General features: G+C 37.5%; 22 protein-coding genes and 1 tRNA gene. 11 read left to right on the plus strand and 12 right to left on the minus strand.

Features of this window, described 5'->3' with window-relative positions:
- Positions 1–259: 259 nt before the first annotated feature.
- The gene (locus GM921_RS03895; protein ID WP_182921298.1) at positions 260–1,030 is read left to right on the plus strand and encodes a 3-keto-disaccharide hydrolase; all 771 of its coding nucleotides are present in this window, start codon (positions 260–262) and stop codon (positions 1,028–1,030) included.
- A 541-nt stretch (positions 1,031–1,571) separates the two neighbouring features.
- Here the strand turns inward: GM921_RS03895 and GM921_RS03900 are convergent.
- On the minus strand, positions 1,572–1,976 hold the full coding sequence (locus GM921_RS03900) for a hypothetical protein (RefSeq protein WP_182921299.1): 405 nt from the start codon (positions 1,974–1,976) through the stop codon (positions 1,572–1,574).
- A gap of 100 nt (positions 1,977–2,076) precedes the next feature.
- Positions 2,077–2,487 carry a hypothetical protein gene (locus GM921_RS03905; RefSeq protein ID WP_182921300.1) on the minus strand — a complete coding sequence of 137 codons (411 nt, stop codon included), beginning with the start codon at positions 2,485–2,487 and terminating at the stop codon, positions 2,077–2,079.
- 175 nt (positions 2,488–2,662) lie between these two features.
- Between GM921_RS03905 and GM921_RS03910 the strand changes: the two genes are divergently transcribed.
- The 3 genes from GM921_RS03910 to GM921_RS03920 all read left to right on the plus strand — a co-directional run bounded on the left by GM921_RS03910 (position 2,663) and on the right by GM921_RS03920 (position 4,898).
- Positions 2,663–3,826 carry a CHASE2 domain-containing protein gene (locus GM921_RS03910; RefSeq protein WP_182921301.1) on the plus strand — a complete coding sequence of 388 codons (1,164 nt, stop codon included), beginning with the start codon at positions 2,663–2,665 and terminating at the stop codon, positions 3,824–3,826.
- Positions 3,810–4,685, plus strand: a complete 876-nt coding sequence (locus GM921_RS03915; RefSeq protein WP_182921302.1) for a hypothetical protein — start codon at positions 3,810–3,812, stop codon at positions 4,683–4,685. The genes GM921_RS03910 and GM921_RS03915 overlap by 17 nt, the downstream gene beginning before the upstream one ends.
- A 139-nt stretch (positions 4,686–4,824) precedes the next feature.
- Positions 4,825–4,898, plus strand: a tRNA-Arg gene (locus GM921_RS03920).
- A gap of 88 nt (positions 4,899–4,986) precedes the next feature.
- Here GM921_RS03920 and GM921_RS03925 read toward each other — a convergent pair.
- From GM921_RS03925 to GM921_RS03960, 8 genes are all read right to left on the minus strand, one after another.
- Complete coding sequence (locus GM921_RS03925) at positions 4,987–6,177, minus strand: DUF3570 domain-containing protein (protein WP_182921303.1); 1,191 nt, start codon at positions 6,175–6,177, stop codon at positions 4,987–4,989.
- Between the two features lie 12 nt (positions 6,178–6,189).
- A complete protein-coding gene (locus tag GM921_RS03930; RefSeq protein WP_182921304.1) occupies positions 6,190–6,426 on the minus strand; it encodes a DUF4266 domain-containing protein in 237 nt (78 codons plus the stop codon).
- A complete protein-coding gene (locus tag GM921_RS03935; RefSeq protein ID WP_182921305.1) occupies positions 6,423–7,373 on the minus strand; it encodes an FAD:protein FMN transferase in 951 nt (316 codons plus the stop codon). Before GM921_RS03935 ends, GM921_RS03930 begins: the two co-directional genes overlap by 4 nt.
- Positions 7,360–7,797: a thioredoxin family protein gene (locus GM921_RS03940; RefSeq protein WP_182921306.1), complete on the minus strand. Its 438-nt coding sequence runs from the start codon at positions 7,795–7,797 to the stop codon at positions 7,360–7,362. Before GM921_RS03940 ends, GM921_RS03935 begins: the two co-directional genes overlap by 14 nt.
- A gap of 45 nt (positions 7,798–7,842) precedes the next feature.
- Positions 7,843–8,553 carry a VIT1/CCC1 transporter family protein gene (locus GM921_RS03945; RefSeq protein WP_235969771.1) on the minus strand — a complete coding sequence of 237 codons (711 nt, stop codon included), beginning with the start codon at positions 8,551–8,553 and terminating at the stop codon, positions 7,843–7,845.
- Between the two features lie 444 nt (positions 8,554–8,997).
- A complete protein-coding gene (locus GM921_RS03950; RefSeq protein WP_182921307.1) occupies positions 8,998–9,195 on the minus strand; it encodes a hypothetical protein in 198 nt (65 codons plus the stop codon).
- A 176-nt stretch (positions 9,196–9,371) separates the two neighbouring features.
- On the minus strand, positions 9,372–10,226 hold the full coding sequence (locus GM921_RS03955; RefSeq protein WP_182921308.1) for a hypothetical protein: 855 nt from the start codon (positions 10,224–10,226) through the stop codon (positions 9,372–9,374).
- Entirely contained in the window at positions 10,223–12,175 is a 1,953-nt protein-coding gene (locus GM921_RS03960; RefSeq protein ID WP_182921309.1) for a KAP family P-loop NTPase fold protein, read from the minus strand. Before GM921_RS03960 ends, GM921_RS03955 begins: the two co-directional genes overlap by 4 nt.
- 214 nt (positions 12,176–12,389) lie before the next feature.
- Here GM921_RS03960 and GM921_RS03965 point away from each other — a divergent pair, with 214 nt between their 5' ends.
- Positions 12,390–14,513, plus strand: a complete 2,124-nt coding sequence (locus GM921_RS03965) for a hypothetical protein (RefSeq protein ID WP_182921310.1) — start codon at positions 12,390–12,392, stop codon at positions 14,511–14,513.
- Positions 14,514–14,988: 475 nt separating this feature from the next.
- Here the strand turns inward: GM921_RS03965 and GM921_RS03970 are convergent, their stop codons facing one another.
- Positions 14,989–15,186 (minus strand): hypothetical protein, encoded by a 198-nt coding sequence (locus GM921_RS03970; RefSeq protein ID WP_182921311.1) that lies wholly within the window; start codon positions 15,184–15,186, stop codon positions 14,989–14,991.
- 245 nt (positions 15,187–15,431) lie between these two features.
- Between GM921_RS03970 and GM921_RS03975 the strand changes: the two genes are divergently transcribed.
- The 6 genes from GM921_RS03975 (at position 15,432) to GM921_RS04000 (ending at position 23,581) form a co-directional block, all read left to right on the plus strand.
- Positions 15,432–16,841 (plus strand): toll/interleukin-1 receptor domain-containing protein, encoded by a 1,410-nt coding sequence (locus GM921_RS03975; protein WP_182921312.1) that lies wholly within the window; start codon positions 15,432–15,434, stop codon positions 16,839–16,841.
- Positions 16,825–18,357 carry an argonaute/piwi family protein gene (locus tag GM921_RS03980; RefSeq protein WP_202985624.1) on the plus strand — a complete coding sequence of 511 codons (1,533 nt, stop codon included), beginning with the start codon at positions 16,825–16,827 and terminating at the stop codon, positions 18,355–18,357. Before GM921_RS03975 ends, GM921_RS03980 begins: the two co-directional genes overlap by 17 nt.
- Before the next feature lie 421 nt (positions 18,358–18,778).
- Entirely contained in the window at positions 18,779–19,855 is a 1,077-nt protein-coding gene (locus GM921_RS03985; RefSeq protein WP_182921313.1) for a ComEC/Rec2 family competence protein, read from the plus strand.
- Positions 19,848–20,969 carry a trypsin-like serine protease gene (locus tag GM921_RS03990; protein WP_182921314.1) on the plus strand — a complete coding sequence of 374 codons (1,122 nt, stop codon included), beginning with the start codon at positions 19,848–19,850 and terminating at the stop codon, positions 20,967–20,969. The genes GM921_RS03985 and GM921_RS03990 overlap by 8 nt, the downstream gene beginning before the upstream one ends.
- The gene (locus tag GM921_RS03995) at positions 20,969–21,427 is read left to right on the plus strand and encodes a hypothetical protein (RefSeq protein WP_182921315.1); all 459 of its coding nucleotides are present in this window, start codon (positions 20,969–20,971) and stop codon (positions 21,425–21,427) included. Before GM921_RS03990 ends, GM921_RS03995 begins: the two co-directional genes overlap by 1 nt.
- Positions 21,428–21,430: 3 nt before the next feature.
- Positions 21,431–23,581, plus strand: coding sequence for an SMC family protein (locus GM921_RS04000; protein ID WP_182921316.1), 2,151 nt, complete (start codon positions 21,431–21,433; stop codon positions 23,579–23,581).
- A gap of 6 nt (positions 23,582–23,587) precedes the next feature.
- On the opposite strand, the gene GM921_RS04005 is transcribed toward GM921_RS04000, so the two are convergent.
- On the minus strand, positions 23,588–24,352 hold the full coding sequence (locus GM921_RS04005) for an FRG domain-containing protein (protein ID WP_182921317.1): 765 nt from the start codon (positions 24,350–24,352) through the stop codon (positions 23,588–23,590).
- Between the last annotated feature and the right edge of the window lie 73 nt (positions 24,353–24,425).

Raw genomic sequence — 24,425 nt, forward strand, 5'->3', positions numbered from 1 at the left:
TGTGTTACAGGTTTTTGTTAGCTAAACCCGATAGACGCGAATGCCATTTTTCATGGCAGCAGCAAATAGCGGGACGGAACCTAAGTTAAGAGTACTGTACTTGCTTTTCTGATATAATTGTTGGAAAGATTATCGATTGAGGAGACGCAAACAATAACTAGAAATATCTTTATACCTCTTAGTCCAGGTGTTGATACATTATAAAGATCCTTTTGCTTTAAATTAATTATTAGTTAGTTTAGCATAAAAATTATATACAATGAAACGATATTTTATCATTGCGGTGCTAGTTTTAGCTGGTAGCCCATTTTTTGCAGTTCAGGCGCAAGATAAACCAGGAGATACTGAATTTTACACCCCAATTCCGCCAGTAGTTACACCAGGCATAATGAATAGTAATGCACCATCTGATGCAATTATCCTTTTTAATGGAAAAGATTTAAACGAATGGGTAAGTGTTAAGGATAATGGACCTGCCAAGTGGACGGTAAAAAAAGGTGTATTAACAGTTGATAAGAGTACTGGAAACATTGAAACCAAAAGAAAATTCACAAACTATCAGCTACATATCGAATGGCAAATTCCTTCAAATATTACTGGCGAAGGGCAACTAAGAGGTAATAGCGGTTTATTTTTAGCCTCTACTGGAATCGGCGATTTAGGTTATGAACTACAGATTTTAGATTCGTACAATAATAAAACATATACCAACGGACAAGCAGGTAGTATTTATAAACAAACAACACCTTTAGTAAATGCAAATCGCAAACCAGGAGAATGGCAAAGTTACGATGTAATTTGGACAGCACCTGTGTTTAATGAAGATGGAAGTTTAAAAACTGCAGCTAGAGTAACTGTTTTATTTAATGGAGTATTGGTACAAAACAATTTCGAATTGAAAGGACCAACACAATACATTGGTAAAGCGAGCTATGCTAAAGCACATGGCGCCTGTCCAATTAAATTACAAGCACATGGTGATAAAAGCGAGCCTATCAGCTTCCGTAATATTTGGATAAGAGAATTGTAGACTAATTTTGTAGATACTTGTGCTAGTTTGAGCTTGTAACTCTGTGCTAGTGCAACCTTACCCAAATCACAACCTATTCCCAAGAACGAGGACCGGCCTTGTAGCATTCCGAAGGAGAAAGCATTCAAACTTCTGCAAACACGTTCAAAAACCACAGCCCAAAAACAATGAGCCAGTTCGATCCTTCATCGAACCTGCTGCTTGTTGCCCTAAAAGTTTGAATAGCTTAATCCGAGAGATGATACAAAGCCTTGATTTTTGGTTACCTTTTTATCAAGAAAACTGCGTAGCACTCTTGAACACCCATAAAATAAACACCCGTGAAAAAAGGTAAGAGCCATAGCGGCGGCGAGCTAAAAAAGAAGATCAATAACATTTAACCGTAGTTGACGTCCCCACCAACGGTTATATAAAATAACAATAATTCTGCATTATTAATTTCCATCACTTCTAGCGCAAGTCAAACGAAAAACCATTTTTGCCTATCGGCTGGTGTCCGCACCAGCCGAAATATCTTACAACTACCCCAAGCACAAGATGATTATTTTAATACAAAAGTGTAAACTCCACTACAATCTCCACTAGTATTCCATTCCCTAGTTCCACCAACGCTAACTAAATAAACGGTTTCATAACCATTATTTGTAACAACCTTAGCCTTTCCCCATGCATCCATAGTGCCTTTATAATAACCATTAACATAAACTTTAATATAAAGGCCAGTATAGTTTTCAAATTGTATTGTGCAACCCGAACCTCTTGCTTTTACTATTGGTTTAGAATCATTAGTAGGCATATCAACTTTAATTTTCGGATTAGAACCACGAAATTTAGCAACCGCCGTAGATTTAATTTCGACAGTTTTATTGGTTTGTGCAAATGTATCGATGCCTATAAATAGCGCAACTATACATATAGAGTGAGCAATTAATTTTTTTACTTTCATTACCATAAGATTCACAAATTACAATTGATTTTTAAACCTCAATAAACAAAAAAGTCCCAGCAATACGCCAAGACTTTAATGTTTTGAGAACGATTTATAACTATTTCAACGTATAAGTATAACCACCCTCACAGTTTCCACTAGCATTCCATTCTCTAGTACCACCCACACTTACACAATAAATTGTAGTATAACCACTACCAACAGTTACAGTACCAGCACCCCAAGCATCTAAAGTACCTTTGTAGTAACCATCAACATAAACCTTAATATAAAGGCCAGTATAGTTATCAAATTTAACAGAACAAGCAGCACCACGAGCTTTAGCAACAGGTTTTGCATCACTTGTAGGCGCATCCATTTTAATTTTAGGGTTAGCACCTCTAGTTTTTACAGCTGCTGTAGATTTTACCTCAACAACAGTTTTCTTCTGAGCAAAAGCATTGGTTGAAGAGAATGCAACTGCCATAAATGCGATCATTGCGCATACAATTAGATTTTTTGTTTTCATTATTTGTTTCTTTAAGTTTAGTTAAAACTACACATCATTAGTCCGTAAAAAAATACCCACTTGTAGGTATTTTTAAGAAATAAATTAAGAGTATTTTAGTGCTAAATTTATCCGTAATAGCTTTAAATCTTATCTTGTAGCATAGCTGATTTAATAGCCCTCAAAAAATAAGATAATGTTCAAATACCTTTTTAAAAGAGATACCCTATTTGCAACCCTAGCAGTGTTTTTAGTAATGGGAATGTTTGCCTTCCTGCCAATTAATACCCATTTTTTAGACCCTATCCATTTAGCCCTAAGCGATTTTGATTACAACGATCTCGCATACTCAAAAATGGATAAGAATAAAGACACACCTACAGATACAAACATTGTAATTGTTAATATAGGTTATGGCAACCGACAAGATATTGCCGCCATGATTGGTAAAGTAGCAGCACAACAACCCAAAGCAATTGGTGTAGATGTATTGTTCAATGAAAAGAAAGATCCAGTAGGAGATAGCCTTTTACTAAAACTATTTTCTACCAATGCTAAACTAGTAACTGCCTTTAACTATACTGCCACCAATAATAAAGGATATTTCTATACTCAAAGCATCAATAAAGGGTATGCCAACTTTGTTGGAGAAGAAGAAGGAGTAATTAGACATTTTACCCCGCACTTAGAAGAAGAGAATCTATCAGCTTTTGCTGCACAAGTTGTAAAACAAGCAGATCCTGAAAGTTATCAAGCCTTAATCAAAAGAAATAAACTAACCGAAACTATTAATTATACACGCAAAGCGGATAAATATGTAGTTATAAACGGTATGGATTTAATTAATGGCAAAGCTGATAGCAGCCTCTTCGCCAATAAAATTGTTTTAGTAGGATATGTAGCCAGCACCATAAACGATGTAGAGGATAAACACTTTACGCCAATGAATGAAAAATACACAGGCAAATCATTGCCAGATATGAATGGTATTTTTATCCATGCTAACATCATCAGCATGATCCAGTCCCATCAATACATCCATCACTTACCCGCTTGGTTAATGTGGGCAATTGCATTCTTATTATGTTGGTTACACATGGCGCTCTTTATTAAAGATTATCTAGAAAACCACATCTGGTTTCACCTCATCGCAAAAATTGCACAAATCATTTCGGCTGTTTTCTTTGTATATTTAGGCTTGCTGAGTTTTCATCAGTTTAATACACAAATGAACATGACCGCCACATTAGCAGCAATTATTTTAGCGGTAGATGTTCTCTATTTCTACGAAGCCTTCGCAATTTGGTTACATAAGAAAAAAGGATTTAAAACAATTTTCACACATGGGAAACACAATTAATAAAATCCTTTTGCTTTTAGTTCTAGTTTGCTTAAGTCTATCCTCTTTCGCAGCAGAACCAGCCTTTATCGTATTTTACAATAGCGGAAAAGCAGTTAAAACAGTTTCAGGGAAATCTATCATCTTAAAAAAGGGCGATAATCTGTTAAGTACCGATCAAATTAATATACCAGAGCAAACTCAATTGGTTTTAGTGTGCGCAAATTTTTCGGTAGTACAATTAAAAACTAAAGGGATATACACTATAAAAACACTGTTGGCAAAGTGCAGTAAAGAAACAACCTCTGCATCATCTGCTTATTTTAAATACATCTGGCATTCATTTTCACATGCACATACAGCGCCAGAGAAAGACCCAAGAGCTTACATGCAAACTTACGGCGCAGCAAGCAGGGGCAGAGGAACATTAATCACAAAATTAAATGCAGATACCATTAACTATTATAATGGTTCACTTTCTATTGGTTGGTTACCTACCAAAGCTGTAAAAACCGAAGTATATAGTGCCGCAACAGATGGAGATTTACTGATAACAGGAAAACCTGCTACTTACATTAAAATAGATTCAATAGCTGCGCAATTAAAAAAGTCAGGCAGTTATTTTTGGGAGATGCAAGGACAACAAAACCCTAAAAGGAAGTACTTAAAACTGTGGACTAAAGCAAGCTATCAAACAGCAATAACAAAGATTTTAAAAGGAGTAGTTGCAACTAGTTCAGCAGAAAAAGCATACCTAACGGGATTTATGCTAGAAGAGCGACATTTCTTAGGTGAAGCCTCAAAATATTATCAAAAAGCTCTTCAATTAGAGTCAAATAATCAAATTTATAAAAGTGCCTTTGCCAGATTTACACCTTAATTGGTTATAAATCAATTAAACACTCTATTTATCGCCAATTAACAACTGATAATTTTAAAAATTTCTTAAAATTATCCTTTCAAAATTATATCTTTGCAACATCATACAGAAATGGTATTCATTATTTTTGTTTTGACACGCATCCATAGCTCAGCTGGATAGAGCACCGGTTTTCTAAACCGTAGGTCATAGGTTCGAATCCTATTGGGTGTACAAGCTCAATTAACACTTGTCAACTGGATTGACAAGTAAAAAAAAGCCACTTAGAAATAAGTGGCTTTTTTGTTTAATGAACTTTTTATTATTTATACTTGATGTTCAATGATATAATATCAGAACTCATATTTATGTTCTTTGTGTAATGACCATATCGCAGTTCGAGCATGCTGATACGTTGTAAACCAAGGATTCCTTTTGGTGGTGAAAAGCGAATGCCAGCGCCATAAAAGTTACTGTTGAACTTTGCTAAATCATAATTGCTATTGTAATATTGTTCTGCAGCAGTATGGGTCTGATAGGGTGCGAAATACTTGGCAGCTGTTTGGGTGTAGTACCTATAGAACGGACTGAGCGAAAAGAACGGTATAATTTTAATTGGTACTTCAATATCTGCCGTATGTGAGGTTAACCCCCAGTTATCTGTGTAAAAACGATAATAGGTTTTGATGATGAACATATCCCCAACAAAATAATTGGCCCTAAAGCCTAAAGGGATTTTTAATCTACTATTAGGTAAATTTTCTTGGTGTACAGAATTATCTTTGAAATAAACCCTGTGAAACGGTAGACTCAAATATCCATTTTGTTGTACCAAATCTGCTAGAAACATGACCTGAAACCTATCGTTGATGATTTGCGAGTAGGAAAGTGAACCAGCAAAAGTATTTCGAGCTGCAGAACCATATTGATCATGACCCATCACATTTGTTCGCAGCTCTACAGGTTGGATGAGCGTTACCTGATCAAGATAGGTCTGTAACTTGGCGGTAAATTCTCCGCTTCTGTCTTTTGTTTTTGCCGAAAAGCTGATGTTAGCCCCAAACGATTGGTAGTCGAACTCAGTTGATGAAGAAAGCCCAAATGCCAAAGTAGTTCCCTTTTTTTCATTTTCTATGCTCCAGCTTAACGAAGGGTACAGTCTAGTATCGGCATGTGAGGCCGAAGAGTTGGCCTGAAGATCGATTTTATCAGATGATGCTGAAGTATAATGATCTATACCAACTTCCAGACCGAAGGTATGTTTACGTGATTTGGAGTCGTACTTAACCAGTTTTACGTCGAAAACATTAGCAATATCTGTAAGTTTTTGTGAGCCGATACCGCCAGTTACAGCTGCATTATTTCCATTTTGGGTATAATAGCTCGATACCAAGTTGACTTCTTCGAGCTTCAGTTTCCTGCTCTGAAAACCCGCTGTGTCCTTTGGTGTAGTTTGTGCAAAGGAATGAAGTAATGCAAAAACTGCTGTTGCGGTAAGAAATATTTTTTTCATCTGATTTACTAATTAGTTACAACCACAACCACCACCACTCTTGCCAGAGTTGGCTCCCGAAGCACCTTCGCGATAACCCTGAAAACTTAACTCTGTTTTTTCAATTTTTCTATTACCAAGAATCATTTCCGCATCATTTAATCGGTTTTTCTGATATTCTTTTACTGCTGTGCATGAAGAAACAACTGTAGCTGTACTGCCTAATGCTAATGTGAACACTAGTGCCTTTTTTATGTTTTTTGTTCTCATTTGAGGTTGATATTTTTACTGGTGTAAATCTTGTTGTTATCGTCTATAATAATGCAGCCTAAGTAATTAATCTGGTTAATCATATCTAGACCAGCCGAAATACCCATAATGGTAACTGGGGTTGCCATGGCATCTGCTATCTCAGCATTCGGACTAATAATAGTAACACTCTTAATCCCAGTTACGGGTAGTCCCGTTTTGGGATTGATGGTATGAGAATACTTTTTACCATTGATCTTTATAAACTTCTCATAATTTCCTGAAGTGGCTATTGCCATATCAGTAACGTTAAGATAGGAGAAAGGCGTTTTTGCATGGTCTGGATTTGAGATTCCAATTGTCCATGGTTCGCCATTTGGCTGATTACCCCAAGTGGTAAGGTCGCCAGAAGCATTCACAATGCCAGATTGAGCACCTTCTTTTTTTAACAAAGCTTTCGCCATTTCTGCAGCGTAACCTTTACCTATACCTCCAAATCCAATACGCATGCCCTTTTCCTTTAACATCACCGTACAGTTTTCAGGGTTAAGAATAATATTTTGATAGTTGATTAGTCTGACCATGGATTTAGCTGTTTCAGCATCAGGCAAACGGTCCATCGTTCTGTCGAAGTTCCATAGTTTTTTGTCAACAGAGCCATAAGTAAGGTCAAAGGCTCCATCGGTAATAGAAGAGATTCTCATTGCCCTTTCAATCAATTGGTAAACCTCGAGGTCTACTTTTACTGGAGCGATGCCTGCATTTGCGTTAATTCGATTTGTTTGGCTACTCTCATCAAAGGTGGTAAACAACTTTTCGATCCTCCTAATTTCATTAACAGCCATTTCCATTTTCTGCTGCGCCCACATTTCATCATCAGCAACAATGGTGAGCTCAAAAGAATTTCCCATTAGGCGTTCGGTTCTCTTAAATGCTCTTTCAATGTTAATCATGTTATTTATTTGCATCACAGATCTTTTTAAGCTCATTTGTAAATTCGGCAGCTGTTTGGTCTGGTAGACCATCGTAGGTTTTAATTACTTTGCCATTGGAGTTAAGAATCAAGGTAAATGGAAATTTTCCCTGCGGATTATATTTGTCCGCCAAACTTTCATTCTGCTTTTTGACGGCTGTTAAAGGCTGGTTTTTCTTGTTCCTCGGAAAATCGGCATTAATAAGTATAAGATTAGCATTTGCCATTTTTAGAAATGCTTGGTCTGCAAAGATTTCACTGTGCATTCTGATGCATGGTCCACACCAATCTGAGCCAGAGAAATTGAGCAGAATCAACTTATGCTGATCAGCACTGTTTTTTTTTGCTACTTCAAAACTAGTTTCCCAAGGTATTGTAGATGAGATTGCAACGAGTGCTATGAATAGTAAATGTTTCATAATAAATAAAATTAAAGTATTTGTTTTTCAATACGTTATATTAATTTAGCCTACCAATTTTGCAATACCAAATGCTGCCGCTGCCGCTATAAGCCCAATCATAGTCACTTTCAGTGCCCCCATAATGGGTGGTTGTGCAGTTACTTTGCTTTTAAAATAGCCAAAAATAAAAAGACAAAGAGTGGTAAAGATAGCCGATACGATAAGCCCATTTTCAGGAGTTTTAGTAAAAAAATAGGCTGAAAGAGGTAGTAATCCTCCTATAAAATAGGCAATCCCAATGGTTAGCGCCGAGTTTCTAGCCCTATTGGGATTTGGTTCTTCTAACCCCAGTTCAAATTTCATCATGAACTCTACCCACTTGGTCTTATCCTGTGATAGTTCTTTTGCCAGCACATCCTGTCCCTGCTCACTTATGCCGTAGCCAGCAAAAATATCTTTAACCTCTTGCATTTCTTTTTCTGGTATATGCTCAACCTCATTGTATTCTCTTTTTAGCTCGCTTTGGTAATGTTCCTGTTCAGTTTTGCCGGCAAGATAACCACCTAAGCCCATTGCAATACAACCAGCCACAATTTCGGCAATCCCAGCGGTTATGATAATAGAATTATTGCTTACTGCACTACTCAGGCCTGCGGCCAAAGCAAAGGGAACTGTCAATCCGTCACTCATTCCTATCACCACATCGGTAATAAAATCCGAACTTTTTAAGTGCTCTTCTTGGTGGTGACCCATAAAATGATCCTGTTTACTCATATTATTTTACTCTATTGATCATGTCTGAAATAATTCCTCTTTTATCTTTTCATTCTGCTAACAATACACCAATAATATGAAGAACGATAAAAGCGAGTATAATGTACATGGAAAATTCGAGTATTTTATTTAGTGAATGGCTAATCAATTTTGTAAGAATAGGCTTGAATTATGAAGATATACTGAAGATTAATAAATTAAGCAATTATTATCTAGCATAGCCAATAGAGTTAATGTGTATTTTACGGTAAAATTCATTCCAGTTTAGCACAAATTATATACTGGTTCCTTTGGTTCGAAAACTATCCTGTTGGGTTGCACTCGAACTCTTCAAACGATGCTAAAAGCCTTAAATCTTCCAATAAGCGGTTCGTACTGGATACTTCTGGGTGTACAAACCAGAAAAAAACTTCCCCATATGGGAAGTTTTTTTAGTTTTAATGCTTATAGCCTTTTTTGGGCTTCCTCTATGTACTTTTCCGCTAGTATAACTTGTTGCTTAATTGCCATTTTAAGAAATTTTTTTATGAATTCTAATGGTATTACAGCCTCTTCTTCTGTCATTTCTGTGCCGTGAGCTTTTAGTATTTCAACAGCTTTTTGAGGCGTAATTCTACTGTTTTCGACATCTGGATAATACATAGTTTTAATTTTTAATATGCATTTATAACGCCTTAAATTAACTTTTGGACATAAGTTGAATGGCTAACTTGCTCATTTTTTAAAACGTTCGATATTTGTTCGTCTGGGTTTAAAAATGGTTGATGATATTTACATAAAATGCTTAAGTACCTTAAAATATTGACGGATTATTTACCTTAATCAATTATTCGTAAATGGGCGTGGTGTTTTCTGTGGAGCCTGAAGCCTTGGGCATCGAAATATTCGCTCCCTGTCATCTTCATATAGGTGATTATCCTAAAAAGGTCATCTTTGAGCATCTGCTCGTCAAGGTTCACTGATTTAACCTGAAGGAAATTAATGAAATTATCCTGACTGCCAAAAATCTGTTTGTAGAAAGGCTCTGCCACGTGAAGAGTTGCATCAGGAAAGTCTTTGCTTTCGGTAAGGTAAAGTGGTCGGATGAAATTATGCAGATAGAAAAACCTGGACCTGTCGTCCTCCAGTTTTGCTTTGACGAGTTTAAGGGATTTGTCGCTCAAATAAATTTTGCTATTATCAAGTCCTGAAATGCAGCTATAAAGGAGCATCATACTCGAATCATCAAGTGTGTGTTCTGCAAGATACCTGCTAAGATAACTTTCATTGAAAGCTAAGATTTCAGTTGCGCTGAAAATTGATGCGATGTGCCTCGATTCAAAGGTATTAGAGTGTCTATACTGTTCCAAGATGAACATACCAAGCATATGCGCTGTTCTAGCATAGGGCTCTACTGCACCGTCGGAAAGTATCTGGGCAATGGCCATCCGTTTTGCTCGAAATTCGATAGATTCAAGATAAGAGTTTTCCTTAGTCAATAGGTCGATAAATACCTTGATTGCAGAATTTGAAAACTTGGATTTCTCGATCAGTACCAATGTAATTTCCAGATAAGATTTGAAATGTCCCAATGTCGACGGCGGACCTGCATTTTGCAGCTGCTTCAACATGGATTCATCTTGGTTCTTTTCTATGACATCCAATATAAGTTTTGCTCTTTTAGATAGAATCATGGTGTTATCGCTTGTGCAAAAGTACTAGCTGGAAGGTTCTTTTCCGCATAAATAAAATAATTCTCAAAATTGTCCACTATTCTAAGCGCTTTGTCGGACTGGTGGTCGGACATTGTAGCTGGGGTAAAAAGGCTGCTGATCAGGTCAGTTAGTGCACGATTTTTCGATTCCAAGATGTCTTCTTTGAGATTGGTGTGGCCAAGTGATCTTGCCGTAAACGTTAAGGTTGAGCGCTGGGTAATAAGCTTGTAAGCTTTTGGCAATGACGAGCTGCTGATGGCCAGATAATTATCTGGGCTCGATAGTTCCAGATAGCAATTATGGTCCATCATCTTGATAAGTTCCAGTATCGCCAGATCAGGAAGGTATACCCATTTCTGGTTTACCTGGAAAATGACCGACATGGAATTTACAAACCTGATGATATCTCGCTTATTGGTGATGACATTCCATATCTGTCCCCTGAAAAGGTTCATTTTTGGATCGGTGGAACTGTTGGTTGCAAAGATTAGATCGCGGAACTGATCCAGAAGTTTTTGTTTTTCCGGAGCTTGCATCACAAGGTTGTCCATTGACGCCTTGAAAACATCGTTAATCAGTTCTTTCAAAAGCATATTCTCTATCTTAGGTAGCATGATCTCAAGATCAAAGATCTTTTGCAGGTACTTGTCCTGGTTAAGAATACTATGTGACTTCAGCGCGTTGCTGAGATAATTCTTGTCATATGCGGCCACAAAGATTATTCGGGGGAAGTTCGCAGTATTTCTAATCAACCTTAGTACTTCCATGACCTCACTATTGTCCAACCTGTCCATATCATCAATTACTACAAGCACGCGTTTTTTTATACGCATCAGCAATTCTTTAACCTCATCATGCTTATCTTTCAAAGAACTTTCGTGTTCAAAAATGCTTGCAATAGATTTAAGCGGATTTTTTTCGACATCAATCTTGGAAAGCGCCCTTCCATATTTCATAATCAGGTTTTCGGTTTCGATATGTTCTGATAATGCCTGGTCGAGCTGAACAAAAAAGTCCATGGTTAAGCCTGACTTCGCTGTTGACATCCAGGGATTGTACTGCAGATAGACCGTATGCGGTTCTTTTTCCTCAAAATCCTTTTTTAATATCTGTAGCAGAGAAGTTTTTCCATACCCCCACATGCTGTTGATGCCGATGGCAAATGCCTGTTCGGTTGAAAATTCAATTGACCTTATCTCATTTACGAGTGGCTCGAAATAAATTTTTCTGTTGAATTTATCATCTTTTAGCAGACTGATCGGCATGTCCTGGATTAATAGGGAGCTGTTCTTAGGTTTTCTTGCAAATCTGAATAAATTGATAGAAAGTATTATGCAGCCAAAGCTTATTAAAGCTACTATGGGATCGACCAGTCCTGATTTAAACAACAATTGAAGGAGTTGGGCAATTCCGGCCAGCGGTGGAGGCATGAAACTGAGGTACTCAGCGATCTTCAAGAAATCTTGTTTGACAGTGGTATCGAACAATTGGGCCTGGACATAATCTGGGCGATGGGTCCAATATAAAATCGTCCCTGCGCCAATCAAGAAGATATGCAAAGGGCGCATCTTGTACATCTTCCGGTAGCAGTTTGCCAATATTTTGAATCCTGGTATGCCTATTACTAGGAAATAGATTAAACTTCCTAAGTACCCCAGATTCATGGGCTTTAAGTTGGCCAGTACCTTTTTTACAAGGAGAGCATCAAAAGATTTCCATAACCACCCGCATGCAAAAAGGTACATAAGAGTGATAAAAAGGATCGACCAGAGCGATTTTTGATAGTAATCGTCAATTAGAATTGATACAATGTTCTTGAAGCTTCTGATAAAAAAATCGTTTATCCTTTCCGAACCTTTTCTTATGATGGCAATACCCCGATTGATATAGGTCGATGCCTGTTGCTTTTTTGTCGAAAACCAAGTCATTTTGAGAGCATAATAAAATAGATCGATGCTGATCTAGCTATTCCAAATATAATCTTTTGGACCGAAGTTAACAATGTGGAATTAAACTAAGCATGGACTGCACAAAAAAGCTTTTGTTGATAAGTTTTGAGAAACTACAGGGATTTAGCTGTTGATTTGAGATTTGTGGAACAGACAATGAAAGCATAATTTAGGAAAAAATGTAACGAGAGGTATGAGCACGAAACCAGAGCAGATTGATATGTTAAAACTTTTGAAAGAGGTTGTGGATTCAGTTACAGAACCACATTGGCCGAAAGATCTGGGAGAGCAATATGCCCAATTAAACCTATCTCATCAAGGCTTTCAAAGCTGGGAAGTGGTTGGGAAAGAGATTGATAGGCGGATTGTCAGCTCGATCGGTTCGCACGTTGCCGATAAGAGCTGTTCCCATATCCGAATTCTTGATCAATTGGTTTCAGAACTGGTGTATAGGGAAGTTTTAGAAGGAGAGCCAGCTTCGGAATATATCAAAGTAATAAATGCACTAAAGTATGCTCTTCGCAATAGCGTTAAGTATTTCAGATCATTAGAAAACAAACCTGAATGGACAAATGCGGTAGAAGATAGCAAGCGATTAATACAGGCTTCTCCAGGTGGCTATGGGCTGATTTATGACGACCTTCGCGAGAGTTTTCCTCGCGAATTCGATGTGGCAGTGGCGGTAAAGTTCCTAGCTGAGAAAGGCTGTAAATATCAATATTTTAACGGCAGATTAGAAATCACCTCTGGCCTGGAAAAAGTTTTTACCGAACTTGAAAGCCTGGTTTCCAGATTTGGAGGGGCAAACCTGATGACGATAATATTTCAACACCTTAACCTGTCAAATCGTTATTCCGATCGATATCAACGATTTCATATCTATAGGACCGCCAGTATGATGGTCAGCGATCAACAGAGGCAAATCCCCTTCGGTTTTTTGCTCCATCTTTGCCTCAAGCATCCAAATTACAAATTTCCTTCCGGCCTAACCCAAGGCTTCGATAATCCCCAGGCAATATTTGAATTTGCCAGTTATGTCGTACAGGCTGCCTATGATGTACAGGTATATAACAGATGGGAATTCATAAACAAGGATGGTGGGGACATCCTTGCCCTATGCAGGCAGATTGTACTCTGGGATAATATCTTCGCGCTTCCACAGGCAAGGATGTCCCTCTCCCTGGAAATAGCAGAGGAGCTCTTCCAGTGCATAGAGGATGGGAGAATAGAAAAATCTCTCGGATTAAAAAAGTCTGAATTTTTTGAAATATGCAGAGCTATCGAAAACATCTGCGGAGATTTTTTAGGTCCGGTCGTTTTTAGCGCTAAGGATCTAAAGCTGATATTGCCGATGATCGAAATGCAAAGATTGGTCAGAGTAATTGGGCTGCTGACCCACCCAAGAGGTTTCAATGAGCGGTATTCTAAGCCAGCAAATTTATTTGAGAACGACTTCTTTAAAAAACCTATCATTCAACTTGCAGATGGCCGTCTGATGATCCCTCAAAAATCTTGGTCTGCTCCGAATTACTTCGAGTCACTTGCATCATCGCTCCGTCCTTACTTTCCAAAAATGGATTCTGATATCGGCCTTGAACTGGAACGTTTTCTGATTAGAAAACTTTCCAGCAAGGGGTTTCAAATCGTTGTTGGTAAATACGCAATTGGGAAAATTGAGGGTGAAACAGATATTCTTTTGGTAACGGACAGCATCCTTGTAATTATCGAATGTAAAAAGAAGAACCTAACCCGGGCTGCAAAATCTGGAACTGCCTATGGCCTGTTAATCGATCTATCAGAAAGCCTTCTATCGGCTCATATACAGACCGGCAAGGTTGAGCTGTTGATGCGACAGGTAGGTTCATTAATCTTTAAAGGTGCAAACAATTTAGAAACCGAGGTGATGCTCTCAGACAGGCAAATAATACGTATCGCACTGACGCTTTCTGATTATGCAGGTTTCCACGATCGGGCTGTGATGGGGAATTTCCTTGAATCTTTGATCTCTCATTCTTTTACGATCTCAAACGGCTCATCGCATCTCGAAGATAGATTTGCAGAACTGGAGAAAAAAAGGCAAAAATGGGTTCGTCAGTTTCAGGAACTCGAAAAGCTTGATACCTTTATCGACACCTACCCATTCCGAGATTTAATGTTCATGAACCTAGTTCAATTTCTGGAAACACTTGAAGACAGCAAAGATCCAATATCCTTTGTTTCCAAATTGATCGAAGGCAGGCATATCAACTATGGTACGTTGGATTATTTTTTTGAAAGAAACCTTGTGTCTCTATTGAAAGATGGCCATCAAGAGTAAAGACATTTTCATACAAGATTAAGGTTTCTGATAAAATCAGCGTCGCAAAACTGAGGATTTGAAATTATATTTTATGTTTCAGCAATTTTCTAGAGTATATTTTCTAATCGTTTCAATCGTGCTCATGTGGTTTCGTATTTCTTTGTGTCACTAGTGTTCAACTAGACGGAGATGATTCTGTATGGGTGTTTAAATAGTTTTTAATTATCATGAGTAATGACAATGGTTTTTGGGAAATTGTGCTTAAAGACAAAGCTCATCAATAAAAATAGGTCTTTCATTCTCGATAGTTACACATTCAAATGATGTCCAATCGTTCAGTGTTTGTTCGCCTGGGATATTTACAATCTATCTTGCGCTTCCCTAAAGCCGAAAATCTTTGTAAATCTGCCATCAAATCCGCAAGATTAAAGTTTTCCGGGGGTACGAACCAGAAAAAAACTTCCCATATGGGAAGTTTTTTTAGTTTTAATGCCTATAGCCTTTTTTGGGCTTCCTCCATGTATTTTTCTGCTAGTATAACTTGTTGCTTAATTGCCATTTTAAGAAACTTTTTTATGAATTCTAACGCTATTACAGCCTCTTCTTCGGTCATTTCTGTGCCGTGAGCTTTTAGTATTTCAACTGCTTTTTGAGGTGTAATTCTACTGTTTTCGACATCTGGATAATACATAGTTTTAATTTTTATATGTATTTATAACGCCTTAAATTAACTTTTGGACATAAGTTGAATGGGATAACACGTACATTTTTAAAACGTTCAATATTTGTTCGCCTGGGTTTCTGGCCAGGAATAAAAATGTTCATAATTTTTGTATTTACTCCTCTACTGTCTTTTATCAATACCTTGAGTAACAATACACATAGTGTTAATAAAAATTATAGGTAAACAAGGTTTAAATTGGTGACCTTTCACAAATGGAAAAAGCAACGATCCGTGATACCCTTTTCATTAGTCACGCTACACCAGAGGATAACGAATTTACCATTTGGTTGGCAACCAGGCTGGAACAACTTGGCTATAAGGTATGGATTGATAAAAATGAACTACTCGGCGGAGAAAACTTTTGGGGGGACATTGAACAGGCAATCAAATACGAGACTGTCAAGTTTCTATTGGTTTATTCAAACAACATTGTTTATAAGCAGGAAGAAATCGAGATTAAATCTGGTATCCTTAAGGAAATTAATTTCGCGAAACAGGCAGCTGCTGAAAACCCAGCTCTTAAAGACTTTTTTACAATCCTTAACATCGACCGGGCGCCAAGGGGTCTTTTTGAAGGCTCCGCAGATACCAACCAGATTTCGTTCGATGAAAACTGGGCCGCTGGCCTAGGGATTTTGGTGAAAAAACTGGAAAAGGATCAAATCGTTAAAGCTTATGAAGGGGAGAAATCAGCGATTGCGAAGTTTTATCTTTCTCAATATCTCTCAGGCAACAAAGTGGTCAAAAAGAAGGAGTTATACTATACCAATTGGTGGAATACGGAAAAACTTCCCAAGCACTTCTATATTTTCAGGTTTGTCAACGAAGTGCAGGCTATCGCCGTGAGTAAGGCTAACAACCTGAAAATCAGTTTCAGGGCTGCAAACTGTATTGTGTGCTTTAGTGAAATTCTCGATCAGATTGTCGACAGCACTGCTGGAAAGGTCGAAATCGAAAATGTTGAGCGATTGGATGTTGAAATCGGAAAGCTCATTGCAGGATATGATTCAGATACCTTCCCAAGCTACCTTGATGCATCAAACTATTTCAAGAGATTGCTCAAAAGAGCACTTCACGTTTCCCTAAGAGAAAAAGGTCTTTCCTGGTATGAGCTTTCCAACAAGAACAATATCTATTTTCATACGATAGAAAGTTTGCCCAAGGGAAAGGTGACATTTGATTTTGCAAAACAGGACCGTAAAAAGACAAAAAACCTTTTCGGTAAACATCTTGAAATCGGAAACTGGCATTTTGCACTATCATTTAGAAGTGTATTGCACCCAGAGCCAGGTTTCCATATCAATAGCCATATCCTTTTTACAAGCAATGGAAAGATTCCCATTGAGAGTAAATCAGTCCAACATAGCCACCGCAGACGAAAGGGAAGACGTATGTTTAATGAGGAATGGAGGGACCAGATGCTCGCCTTTCTTGCTTCGCTGAAAAGATATGAAGATCCGTGTGTCTCGATGAGGACCGATTGTACTTCTGCTATTGAAATGAAAGCATTTCCGGAAATCTTTTGGTCACAGTATGGCTACATGGATCCAAAAGAAAAAGAGAGAATGGAAATTTTTATTGACGAAACCGACTTATACGATCTAGATGATGAAGAGTTTTGAAATCTATAACCAGCAACCCGAGCTCAGTTTTTTAAGAGAACCGACATTATCATTTGGGCATGGGCAAACTACTGCTGATCCTAGAGATGGACTAATGCTCTATGGACCGTTTGATAGCAGAAAAATGAAGGGCCAGGTTAATATTGGGGTCATCGGTAGTTCGACCCAGCGAAGATATATGATAGAATACCTGCAAAAGCTGCATGGACCCGTTCTGCCTTCGGAAACGGCAAGGCCATTTTTTCCTGGGCTTGAAACGGCCTTTGGAATACATATCAATCTTGATAATATCGTTGAGATTGAAGTTAGTGATAATGAAGTGAATAAATACCTGTCTTATGAGGACGGAAACCAACGGGTACATAACCTAACGAATCTATTTGCAGATGCACTTGCAAGGTATGTTCGTGAAGAGGAACGACCGGTAACGCTTTGGTTTGTGGTTATCCAAGACGATATCTATAAGTTTGGAAGACCCAAGAGCCGGCTGCCCAAGTCAGATGGTAACATAAAATTAGGGTTGAAGAAAAAACAGGTTCAAGGCAACCAGTCCCTTTTATTTCCAGAGATGGAAGAGCTTCGGGACGCCTATGATTTCGAGATTAATTTCCATAACCAATTAAAGGCAAAACTGCTATCGGAAAAAATAGTCACCCAAATCATAAGAGAGGGTACGATCGCATATCGACATTTGGAACAGGACGAAAAGAAGATCAAGCAACTGGCAGTCTTTGATAGTGCCAAGGCGTGGAATATCTCTACTACAATGTACTACAAAGTTGGCGGGCTTCCATGGCGCCTGGGAGATATACGTGAGGATGTTTGCTATCTAGGGCTGGTATACAAAAAGCTCAACGACGATCCGAACAACCGAAGTGCCTGTTGTGCGGCCCAGATGTTCATAGATTCTGGCGATGGGATGGTCTTCAGGGGCAATATTGGGAATTTTTTCAATCCCAAAACCAAGGAATTCCACGTTTCGGAAAAAGATGCTATTGACCTGATTACCCAATCGCTCGAAGTTTTTAAAGAAAAACTTGGTAAGGGAAAATATCCCAAAGAGATATTTGTCCATGCAAAGACCTATTTCGATGATAAAGAGTGGAAGGGATTTGCCGATGCTGTTGAGGGAAAATCAAAGATTATCGGTGTGAGGATTCAATCTTCTGGTGCGTTCAAGCTATATCGGCAATTCTCCTTCTGTGTTCCAAGAGGCATGATGATGACTGTTGGCACCACTAAGGCTTTTCTATGGACAAAAGGATTCGTGCCTAGATTACAAACGCAGGTTGGGCTTGAAGTACCAAATCCTATTTCAGTGGAGATCACCAGAGGTAATGCGGACATAAAACAGGTCTGTAAGGATGTTCTAGCACTGACAAAACTCAACTATAATGCCTGCATCTTTGCAGACGGGCAACCTGTAACACTAAGGTTTGCTGATTCGATTGGTGAGGTGCTGACTGCCGGAAAAAACATCACAACAGGAATCTTGCCTTTTAAACATTATCTATAGTTCGTGGAAAGATTCCCCAAAGTAAAGATTAGAATATCCAATGTGGTTCCTGCTGCCAATTGGGCTTCATTCCCATTGCATTCTGGTCGACACTCGGGTATTTTGCAAAGAGTTCGACGAGTTGGACAGTGAGGTTGTTCTGTGTGGTTGGATTACATTTTGTAAATACTTAATGCAGCACAAGGCACATATATTTTTGAAGGCTCTGTATGTGTTGGCATATTTTCATCCTATGGATTTGGTGACACTGTATGGACAGAAGGATTATTTTCCAAAGATAGCGTGTGCTGTTATAGCAATAAGTTTTTCGGTTTATTAATGATTGGATACATTGTTGGAAATAACTATGATAAATGGATTTAATAAGATATATTTAGATTTTATCTGCCTGTAACAAATAAAAAAAACTTAAATAACGTTCTTGAATACTGAAATCCTAATTTTAAAGGCATATCAGGGTGACTGCATTTTAATCAAAACATTCGATGAAAATGAAGACTGCTTTAATATCCTAATTGATGGGGGTACCCCAAACACATTTGATTTTTCTTTGCGGAATGAATTAAAGGATATAGCTATTATTGATCTTTTGGTTCTGACGCACATTGACTCAGACCATATTGGCGGGGTGATCAAATTCTTAAAAAACTCCTTGGCCAATGGAATTGAGATAAGAAAATATTGGGTAAACTGCTTAAACTTGATCGAGGTAGGTTTTTCAAGTGGCAAGATCAGTTACGGACAGGCAAAGAGCCTCGAAGAACTATTGTTGGAAAAGAAGGAACCTTTATCAAAATTCAATGAGGCCATTTTTTTTAGTTCGCAAATTCGACAGGACAGAGGAATAACTATTACAGTTCTCTCACCAACATCAGAAATTATTGACTCATTGAAGAAAGGTTGGCCCGAACTGAGTGAGGAGTACCAGAAAAAACTAAAAGAGGTCAAAATCTCCGGTACGGTATTGTCACAGGTATCTAAAGGCAGCCTTAGGGATTTAGCCAAAGAAGATTTCCGGCACCAGAAAACCATTGAAAATGATATTGTCAATAGTTCCTGTATTGCAATGTTGATTAAAGGAATCGATTTCAGCTTTCTTGCATTAGGTGATTCCCGTGCCGAAGTCGTGGAGCAGAGTTTAAGAAAACTCGAATACAATGATACCGATAACAAGCTAAAGGTAGATTATGTGAAAATATCCCATCATGGCAGCAAAAATAATACCTCAGCTAGTCTATTGGATCTAATAGAAAGTGAAAAGTTTATCATATCGACAAATGGCGGCGGAGCCGCAACTAGACATCCAGACCGTGAAACAATAGCCAGAATATTATTTCACCCCAAAAGGGATTTTACAAAGAAGGTCACAATCATTTTCAATTATCCTTTGTCCAACATTGCATCAAAGTCGGGTGAGTTGTTTACAGAAGATGAAATGGAAGATGGAAATTGGTGCATCCAGCAGGATATAACTAACCTTGAATTAAACGATGCCTAAGAAAATTTTAAATCAATGTTGCGTCAGGACCTATTTGATGCACGATGGCAAAAGAGTGAACCAAGGTAGCGGGGTAATTGTCACTCACGACGAGAAATTTTTCGTACTGACTGCTGAACACTGTATTGCAGGAGAAAATGATGAATTTAAAGATATAGATCCTGAAAATATTATCATAGAATATCAGGATGATTTTTCAGCTCCTTTCCAAAAAATAAATGTGCTGTCGGTTTTCGAATTGGATAAAATAAATGATTGGGCACTTTTGGAAATTGAAAAGCCGAATATCGATTGCGATTTTATGCAGGTTAAACTTGGTGATAAATTCGTGATGGATGAAGGCATTTATTTTAGGGGGTATCAAAGTTACAATGATTCATCTCCAAGGACATGGGAAGGAAGCATTATAGACCTTGCACAAAAGGAATTCAAGATTACAATCAAAGGAACTTTTGAGCAAGGCGGTGAATTAGGAGCCAATCTTGCTAAGGGATTATCGGGAAGTGGCGTATATATGATCAGGGGAAATACTCTTTATTTAATAGGTCATCTAAAAAATGTTATTGGTGAAATTGCGTTAAATAATGATATAATGTGCTGTAAGCTCACAAATCTCAATGAAAAGCTAAACAAAAGGGATTGGACGGATATGGGCTCTCTTAATGAGTTGGATGTCTGGGAAAAAACCAATCAAAAATTGGTTACTGAAGAGGACGTTAAAGGCTGGATCGAAGGGCATGACGAATACTTTGATAAGCTACTTAGGAAGTCGAAAACACTTTACCCAGATGAAAAGGCCGAAACTGTAGCGAGGGAAAGGATTTTAAGTTTTCTGGAACAAGAATATAAAAATGACCAGATAAGGAATGTAAGTGACCTTATCAGCAAGTATGAGGCAACTTCTGAAGTATTTGAACAGGCTGTAAAATCGGATTATACAAGAACAGTAAATACAAGAAATGAGGCGAAGGACCTATTGTTAAAACTGCAGACAGAGTTTTCCGAGCATATTAAGGACCTGGTTAACGATAAGAGTAACAAGCGCAATTTGGAGTTGGCAAAGCATAAAGTGACATGGTGGTTGATGAATTGTTCATTTAATTTTGTTGAGTGATGATAGAAGTCAAATTAGATATAAAAGCAATACCCGTTCCGTTGCGGTACCAGCCAATTTATAAGATCATAATATTATTAGCTATATTAAGATATGGTACTTCCAGGCCTTATAACTCAACATTTCTCAAACTGCATCTATATATGTGGGCTTTGAGATCAGAGGAAAACTACGAAATTTTGCTGTCGGTAAAACAAAAAAAACGTGATACTATTGTCCCTTGGATTTTTGAACCTTCCTTGGACAAAATCGTTACTCTGGCAGTTATCAATGGGCTCTGTAAACGAGAGATTTTAAGCAATGAATTGCAAATCCAAATTGTCGATAGTGGGTTAGAACTCTTGACGAAGATTGAGCAAATGAACTTGTTTAATGAAGATATAGGTAAAATAAAGCAAATAGGAATCATACCACAAACTTCTATTTCTAAAGCAAACAGTAATTGGGAAATTTTTTAGATTATGTTCAGAATAAATAGATTAAGATTAGAAATACAACCAAATGAAAGTCAACCTTCCAATGAAAAATATGGGTTTGATATTTCTTTTAAGTCTGGATTGAACATAATTGCAGGTCAAAATTCAAAAGGTAAGTCTACTATAGGTTCGAGCATTTATTACGCCCTTGGTATGGAGGAGTTATTAGGAGCGAAAAATGAGGCTGCACTTGGTAAAGCCTTGAAAACTGAATTTGATATAATGGATACCAAGACTAATGAGCTTGTTCCACACAGAATTTTGTATTCCAAGGTATTTATTGAAATTTCGAACGAAAGAGGAGAACTAGCAACAATAAGAAGATACATCAATTCGAATGAGAAAGATTCGAATCAAAATGATGTCAACACCAAAAAAGCAGTTGTCTATTTTTCTTCCTACGATGATATTTCTCCGGAAGTCAAAAGTCAGCCACTTTTTCTTAGAAATAACAATAACAATAGTGATAATTATGGATTTTACCACTGGCTTGCTGAATTTATAGGATTTGAACTCCCTGAGGTGTTGAATAGTTCCGCAAAAGAGGGTAAAAGTGTGCTTTATCTCCAAACCATCTTTACAGCAATCTTTATCGAACAAACAAAAGGTTGGTCAGACTTTTTAGCGACGATACCCTACTTCGGCATACCGAAAAACAAAGAAAAGGTCATCGAATTTTTACTTAACCTGAATGAATTGAATATTTCCTCAGAACGAGATCGTTTGGAGAAGGAAGAAAACCGTATTCAGTCCAATTGGGACAGAATTACAGCTAAACTTGAAGTGCTAACCTCAGAATATGGAGGTCGACTTTCTTCACTACCGGAGAATCTCACAGCGGATGAAGGCAATTTAAAATTAACTTCATTATTCCTTAAAGATGATACAGCTGAAAACAGCGAAAAATCAATAAGGGCGTTACGAGAAAAATATACTGCTGACCTTGATGCACTGAGGAATATTCCCGTGAAAAAAGTTGGTGACAACAAGGATTATATACGCACCCGATTGGAGACTTTATACAAGGATCAGTCACTGTTTATGAAAAGGTTCGAGGAATTTGACCTTGCTCTATCTCTGCAAAAGAGCCAGCATGATACAATTCAGAAACACTTAAGTAATATTAATAAAGAACTTGCCTCACAAAAAGGAATACAAAATGTAATCGATGAGTCTTTGCTGATCACTGATGTGTATGATAAATGTCCAACATGTAAACAAACTGTTTCCGATGATCTTTTGCTCGAAGAGGGAGTTACCATTGAGAAATTGAGCCTCACCCAAAATATTACCTACTTAACCGGTCAGCAAAGAATTATCAAGAATTCAATAACGTCGTTAAATTCGGTTATAGATGAAAAAGATGTTATGCGCAAATATTATCTCAGAAAGCAACGCGAACTGGAAGAAGAAATAAAAATCATACTTCAAGAGTTGATAACTGATGATAGAGATTACTCTGACACTGACACGTTAGTTCGTGTACGTTTGGAGAAAAAATTAAATGAATTAAGCGCGATAGATGACAGATTTTCTCATTACATCTCTCTGTTAAAAGAAATAGCCGTGGCTTATAAAAATCTTCTAAATCAGAAAAGTAATCTGGAGGGAAGTTCTGCCGTTGACAATAGAAAATTAAATGAACTTGAAACAATGTTCAAATCTGATTACTTATTCCCATTCAAATATTCAAGCAATAAACCATATAATATTTACATCCAAAAAAACCAACCATTCAAATATTATCCGGTATTTAAGTATAGTGAAAGTGATGATTTGCCCCAATCAATTAAAACCAATTCATCCGCCTCTGACTTCATAAGGACTATATGGGCCTACTCTTTAAGTTTATTGAACAAGGGTTCAAACCATCCAGGTATTGTATTGTTCGATGAACCGGGGCAGCATTCAGTTAGTAGCGAAAGCTTGAAAGTTTTGTTTGAGAAAAGTGCAGCGGTGAAAGCTAAACAGATTATAATATTTACTTCTATTCAAAAGGTGCTCATAAAAGATGGTGACAAAGACACAGATACCCTGGACTTGGATTCACTATTATCCAATCTACAAGTAAATACAGATTATCATATTTATAGGTTACCAGAGATAGGAAAAAGCATCAATTTATTGCAAAGTTAATTATAATTAAAACTTTTCATCTTCTAGCTTTGAATATCTCCATTCCAGATTCTTGCAAAACCCATCAATGTCTGGAAATACTGAGGCATTATTAATTCCAAGGATGCTAAGTTGTTTCCTGATAGACGCAAAATCTTCCCCTTTTATATGAATTGGGATTAGTTTTTTCTTAAATACCTTATTGTTTTCAAATCGGACAAAGCCATCTGAGTCTAAAATCTTGTGTACTGTAAATACCCCTGATTGCGCAGAGATTCTCTTACTTATTATGGTAGATTTGAAAACCTTCGTAATGTTGTTGTTGAGTGGGTCGGCAGTAGTAGTATCGGTTCGGTAATCAGTTGATGTTGGTGCAAACACCCATACAATACCATTCAAAGCTTTACCATATTTATTTATAACTGGAGGCTTACAGACTGCAAACCATAAACCTATCAAAGCACTACAAGACCAATCTAATAAACGGGTAGGTAATCCATGATGCTGTGCGAGAGCGAGTAGGTCCCAGTTGTTTTCTGGTTTAAACTCGGATAGCGGTAGTATTCCCCGCCTAAATTCGTCAAGAATTAATTTCTCCGTTTTGATTTTGCTATCAGTTTTCTTCCTTAGATTTAACCTTCCAATCTTAGGAATTAATGGTAAATCCACAGTCTGACCTCTAAAAAGAAGTTCTGAGTTAACTTCTTTGTCGCAATATAGCATATATAACATGTCAACTTCATCTATATATTGGGATACATTTTTAATAACTATAGGTTCATTCTCGCTCATGGTTGTTACTTTAGCTCATCTAATATAAGTAATTAAATATCAACTTGATTTGGATTCTGAACAGCCGATAATT

The sequence above is a fragment of the Pedobacter planticolens genome, from assembly GCF_014172375.1.
GTDB classification, from domain to species: Bacteria; Bacteroidota; Bacteroidia; order Sphingobacteriales; family Sphingobacteriaceae; genus Pedobacter; species Pedobacter planticolens.